A 4,749-nucleotide genomic window follows, 5' to 3' on the forward strand; every position below is an offset into this window, starting at 1 on the left:
GACCGGCAGGCCGCCAACCGCGCCTTTCTGGCGGGACAGCCCGACCGTGTGACGGTCAGCCCGGAACGCCTGACGCAGCCTGTTTCCCCATACGTCATTCAGGCGGGAACGGTCATCGCGGGCGCGCTCAACTCGAAAGTCAGTTCGGACCTGCCGGGGCAGTTGATCGGGCATGTGACGCAAAACGTCTATGATAGTCCGACCGGACGCTATCTGCTTGTGCCCCAGGGCAGCACCCTTTTCGGCACCTATAACAGCAGCGTCTCGTTCGGGCAGCAGCGCACGCAGGTGATCTGGACCCGTCTCATCCGTCCCGATGGCGAGAGCATTGTGCTCGACAGGATCCCGGGTGCCGATGCGATCGGCCAGACCGGGCTCAAGGATTTGGTGGACCAGCACTGGGGCCAGCTTTTCAGGGCAGCACTGGTGACGACCATGCTGAGCGTCGGGTCCGAAGCCGGGACATCATGGGGTGAGAACAACCTGCTTCAGGCGATCCGCAGCGGCGCCAGTAATGGGTTTTCCATGGTAGGAAACCGCCTGATCGACCGAAGCATGGATGTTCAGCCCACGCTGACTGACCGGCCCGGCCTGCCATTCACGCTGATCGTCAATCGTGATCTGGTCCTGAAACCCTAGCATCCGCCTGAAGGAGCAGCGCCATGACAAAACTCCGTATCAGCACCATTCCTGACAGCCGGCCGGTCAAACTGACGATCGAATTGCCAGCCGAGATACATCGTGATCTACTGCTGTATGCTGAACTGGTCTCCGGAAAAGCAGGTGAGGCGGCAGATGCCACCCCCGATGCGGCCAGGCTGGTGCCGCTCATGGTCGGACGTTTCATGGAGACCGATCGGGCTTTCCAGAAACAGCGGCGGAGCAGAAAGCCAGCATCAGCAGTCGAGCTCGCAGCCATTCCCAGGGGACGATGAGGTGGGCAAGCGAACTTATAGGTCACTATCCGTTGGTTCGGCCGCCGCACGGGCGTCTTTTCGCAACTGCTCCATACTCCTGATTCCCGGACCGCTACGTAGACCTGACACGACGTGGCCTTGGAGTTCGCTATGCACGGCACGTGCCTCCTGATCACGTCTGATCAGATCGCGGACATAGTCGCTCGCATTACTATATCGTCCTGTCCTAGTTTGGTCTTCCACCCATTTCTTCATGGGGCCGGGCAGGGACACGTTCATTGTTGCCATAGGTGCCTCCGACTAATAGAATGGCATTCTTTGCCAATCCTTGTCAATTGTGAGGAAAAATTCTATTTTTTGAAGTGTCCAAGCTCTTTCGAGTTGAATGGCGTTGCTTGTTTAGAAAGAAGGCGCGGATGCCGCGAGTAGGGGCACAATTGCCTTAAAAAGACCCTTGGTTCAGTGGGGAAAATCTGTAAAAACCCCCAGACTAGCTCATATGTGATTGTGATGAAGAAGATCGAAACATCGGATTTAGAGATACGGAAGGCCTTGCACGCAAAATATTTGCGTCGTGCTAACTCACGTCCGAATACCCTTATCATAGATGAACTCGGTCTGGTTCATGCAAAGAGTCGTATTGATATTGCAGTTATTAATGGTCATATTCATGGTTATGAAATAAAGAGCGAAAAAGATAATTTGGATAGACTTGATATACAAATATCAACATATACAAAATCGCTTCAGAAGATTACTTTTGTCGCATCAAAAAAGCATTTAGAAGATATTATTTCAGTTGTTCCTGAATGGTGCGGTTTAATTTTAGCTGAACGAGGTATAAGAGGTGGTATTAATTTTAGTGTTTTACGGACTGCTACCATAAACCCTTTGGTTGATCCGTTTATGATGGCACATTTGCTCTGGCGTGACGAAGTCGTCGATCTCTTAAAACAAGCTGGATACTCAGCTAAGGATCTTAGGCAGCCGAGAAAGCAACTTTATGAAATATTATGCAGAGTAATGACTCCTAAAGAGCTTACGGCCTCTATTCGATCTTTTATGGTCCAGCGCCGAACGTGGCGAGATCGTTGAGAACCTGCATAATATGATGGCTGATAGCAACTTCTTTCCATCTGGTCTGATTGCTATGTCCTTTTGTGCGTAAAGCACATTTATAAATGTAATCGTCGCCACTCGAAAACGCCGAACCTGAAAATTCACCTGACGCTACAATTGATGCACAATGATCATGCATTTGTTCAGGGTGATCGCGGAAGGCGCCACCTTTCCGGATTTCCCAGGTTTTAGGTGTCGTGTATACGAGTTTTCCAGACGCTTTAATCTTGCGCATGTCTACCGGCGCAAAATTTGGATTAACTATTGCATAATCTCCATAATTAGGTCGCCGCATGTGAGTGGGTAAGGTTGTAATCAACGTCTGGTAAAATAGCCAATCGTGTCGCACAAGTTGATCTGCACCGCGGGCAACATCCTTAAATGTTTCTGGGATCGCAGTGCTTATTATTGTGAAATTTCGGAATATTTCTAAATCGCCAAAACGTTGCAGTGCCACGGTCATCGCTCCCGCGAATGCACGATAAGGTTCGAAGTTTGGCGATCCAAGGTCAATTACGAGATCCGTTTCTTCAAGACTAATCCCCAGCTTTGAACACAGAGTTTCGACGCGCAAACGAGCATCGGGCTTCATCAAATCTTCCATGCGTACCGTTATCGCAACTCCCAATTGGTCGATAGCAATAATGTCCCTTACGACAGAAATAATGGCGAGTGGTGCATCTAATGGTAATGCTGGTACAGCATTTGTTTCGTAAGCTCGAAGATTTTCAAAAATATACGTGAAAATATCCTGACCACTGTCCATCGGCTTTCCTAATATTTCAGGATGAACTGTAATCCATGCAGGTCTGTGTCCCCATTTGGTTTTAAAGCGATCCGGAAATGGTTCGACATGCTCTTGAATACTTTTTTTTGGTTTCCATAGCTCAAAGTCGAATTCGACCTCCGGTATAGTAATATAAGGGACAATGAGATCTTTAGCTACGTCTGTTAGTCGATTGAGAGCTTGGTATTCTCCTAGTCTCCAACGAAGTGCCGGCACGTACATTTCTTTAGTCAAGATCATGGGACACCTCTTCAAGCAATGATCGTACCTGCCCTTGGCCAACCAGATTGTTTAGAATGGTATAGTTATTTTGTTCTTTACGGATGCGGCCAGCAATTATGCTGGAATGAATGCCTACGGTTTCAGCATCAATTCTAACGGATTCTTCTGACAAGGCAAAACGAGAGAGGCATTGATCCCATAGATTTTCTGGTATCAACACATCCAGAGCAAACTTGTCGGCATCGATTTCAATTGTATCACTATCTCTCGCGTTCTCGTCATCGAAGAAGTCAAAGCGTAATCCATCAAAAAGATGAAGAAAAATATGACCGAGTTCATGCATTAGCACGAACCAGAAGTTGTCGAGCCTATCATAACGTAATGTAAGGCCGATAACTGGCCGATCTCCATCAATGACCATTGCTGCGCCATCAAGATAAGAACCAGGCAAATGTGGTTCAATAATGAGAGTAATTCCGTGCGCGGCTAATAAATCTCGCGCAAGAAGTGGTCCATTTTTCTTTTTAGTAAGTTGCGTAATCTGTCCAAGCCAGGTGTCATCAAGTTCAAACTTCCCTATTTTGCCAAGTGCTATTTTCTGTCGTGCTCGATCTATTACGCGTGCTTGCCATGCGAGTAAGGCGTACTCATTAGGGGCATTGCCACTATGCATTTTCTTGCGATGTAGCGCTGACGCGAATTGCGGCCCAGCAGCGTGTAAAAAATACTCTTTGACTTTTTCTATTGGATTGGTGCCGCGTGGAACATCAAACCATTTGCGTTTGATCATTTCCTTATAGGGGAGTTGGCCCCAAACGATATCGTCCGCAGTGCCCCATGCATAGATAGCACTGTCAGTTTGTCTCGGTCCTTCAAAGCTCCCCGAGGCTTTTACACCGAGAGCATGCGCAATTTCGATTAAGCGTGAGAGACTAGCTCCCATATAGAAACTGGCCTCGTAGCGCTGAATTTGTTGCGGCTTTAGATGTAGTTTCTCAGCAAGTTCGGTTTGGCTCATGCCTGCCGCAATCCGTGCTTGAACTAGTATGCGCGGGAGTTCATCAAGAGCGTAAGCTTTCGTGAAGGAAACTTGACCAGACCGTAGTAGTTCATATTCTGTAATCTCAGCCTCGATATCCGATATCTGGCTTTTGAGTGCGTTTATTTCTGCTTGCTTAAGCCACGACTGGTCGGACATGTGTTCAGTTAAGGTGCGTAGTGCAGCCTGTAGCTTTGAAAGCTGGGCTCTCGATATTCCACATTGCTTGTCGCTGTAGATCATGGCTGCACCTTTTCAGTCAAAAGTGGATCAGTCTGAAGTAAGATAGAGATGATTCCTTTCTGGTTCCCCGTGAAGCGATCTTGTTGGAAAAATTCGACGAATGTGCGTCCGACATCGGCACATGTCATGGATGAAGGGAAAAACTCCCCTTTGAACGCGGCTTTCTGTGAAGCGCGTCCATTGGTAAAGTCCAAGAACACCGGATCGAGCTTCGTCGGGTCGACACCTGTCGGATCCCAACATGCATCGAAGTCACCTGGCTTTGGTTTCCCCGATATATAACTGCCGTCCAGGTAGATCGTCGGGCACCCCGCGTTACGCAATAGGTTTGATGCGTCAACCAGGCCATCAAACAGGCTACGGCGCCAAGGGTTTGTTGTAAGCTCCCGGCGACTGACGCCTTGCTGAATACTTCTGGTCTG

General features: G+C 48.6%; 7 protein-coding genes. 3 read left to right on the forward strand and 4 right to left on the reverse strand.

All coding sequences use genetic code 11. The annotated features are described in order from the left end of the window. On the forward strand, window positions 1-639 hold a 639-nt coding region (locus B7449_RS12325; RefSeq protein ID WP_048883669.1), incomplete at its 5' end, for a TrbI/VirB10 family protein. Window positions 640-662: 23 nt separating this feature from the next. Next, window positions 663-935, forward strand: coding sequence for a DUF2274 domain-containing protein (locus tag B7449_RS12330; protein WP_039733096.1), 273 nt, complete (start codon window positions 663-665; stop codon window positions 933-935). 15 nt (window positions 936-950) lie between these two features. Here B7449_RS12330 and B7449_RS12335 read toward each other — a convergent pair whose 3' ends face one another. Beyond that, window positions 951-1,205 (reverse strand): type II toxin-antitoxin system ParD family antitoxin, encoded by a 255-nt coding sequence (locus tag B7449_RS12335; RefSeq protein WP_082084855.1) that lies wholly within the window; start codon window positions 1,203-1,205, stop codon window positions 951-953. A gap of 222 nt (window positions 1,206-1,427) precedes the next feature. Here B7449_RS12335 and B7449_RS12340 point away from each other — a divergent pair, with 222 nt between their 5' ends. Continuing rightward, window positions 1,428-2,012 (forward strand): sce7726 family protein, encoded by a 585-nt coding sequence (locus tag B7449_RS12340; RefSeq protein WP_082084856.1) that lies wholly within the window; start codon window positions 1,428-1,430, stop codon window positions 2,010-2,012. Here B7449_RS12340 and B7449_RS12345 read toward each other — a convergent pair. From B7449_RS12345 to B7449_RS22090, 3 genes are all read right to left on the reverse strand, one after another. Then, window positions 1,978-3,063: a beta family protein gene (locus B7449_RS12345; protein WP_082084857.1), complete on the reverse strand. Its 1,086-nt coding sequence runs from the start codon at window positions 3,061-3,063 to the stop codon at window positions 1,978-1,980. The two genes, B7449_RS12340 and B7449_RS12345, sit on opposite strands and share 35 nt — an antisense overlap. Continuing rightward, window positions 3,050-4,327 (reverse strand): XRE family transcriptional regulator, encoded by a 1,278-nt coding sequence (locus tag B7449_RS12350; protein ID WP_039733095.1) that lies wholly within the window; start codon window positions 4,325-4,327, stop codon window positions 3,050-3,052. The genes B7449_RS12345 and B7449_RS12350 overlap by 14 nt, the downstream gene beginning before the upstream one ends. Further along, on the reverse strand, window positions 4,324-4,749 hold a 426-nt coding region (locus tag B7449_RS22090; protein ID WP_209426731.1), incomplete at its 5' end, for a DUF6932 family protein. The genes B7449_RS22090 and B7449_RS12350, both read right to left, overlap by 4 nt.

Source organism: Komagataeibacter intermedius TF2, from assembly GCF_000964425.1.
Lineage (GTDB): Bacteria > Pseudomonadota > Alphaproteobacteria > Acetobacterales > Acetobacteraceae > Komagataeibacter > Komagataeibacter intermedius.

What these genes read in the sequence shown, in the direction of transcription:
- B7449_RS12330 (WP_039733096.1), top strand. Translation starts at nt 663, where the DNA reads ATGACAAAACTCCGTATCAGCACCATTCCTGACAGCCGGCCGGTCAAA.
- B7449_RS12335 (WP_082084855.1), bottom strand. Translation starts at nt 1,205, where the DNA reads ATGGCAACAATGAACGTGTCCCTGCCCGGCCCCATGAAGAAATGGGTG.
- B7449_RS12340 (WP_082084856.1), top strand. Translation starts at nt 1,428, where the DNA reads ATGAAGAAGATCGAAACATCGGATTTAGAGATACGGAAGGCCTTGCAC.
- B7449_RS12345 (WP_082084857.1), bottom strand. Translation starts at nt 3,063, where the DNA reads ATGATCTTGACTAAAGAAATGTACGTGCCGGCACTTCGTTGGAGACTA.
- B7449_RS12350 (WP_039733095.1), bottom strand. Translation starts at nt 4,327, where the DNA reads ATGATCTACAGCGACAAGCAATGTGGAATATCGAGAGCCCAGCTTTCA.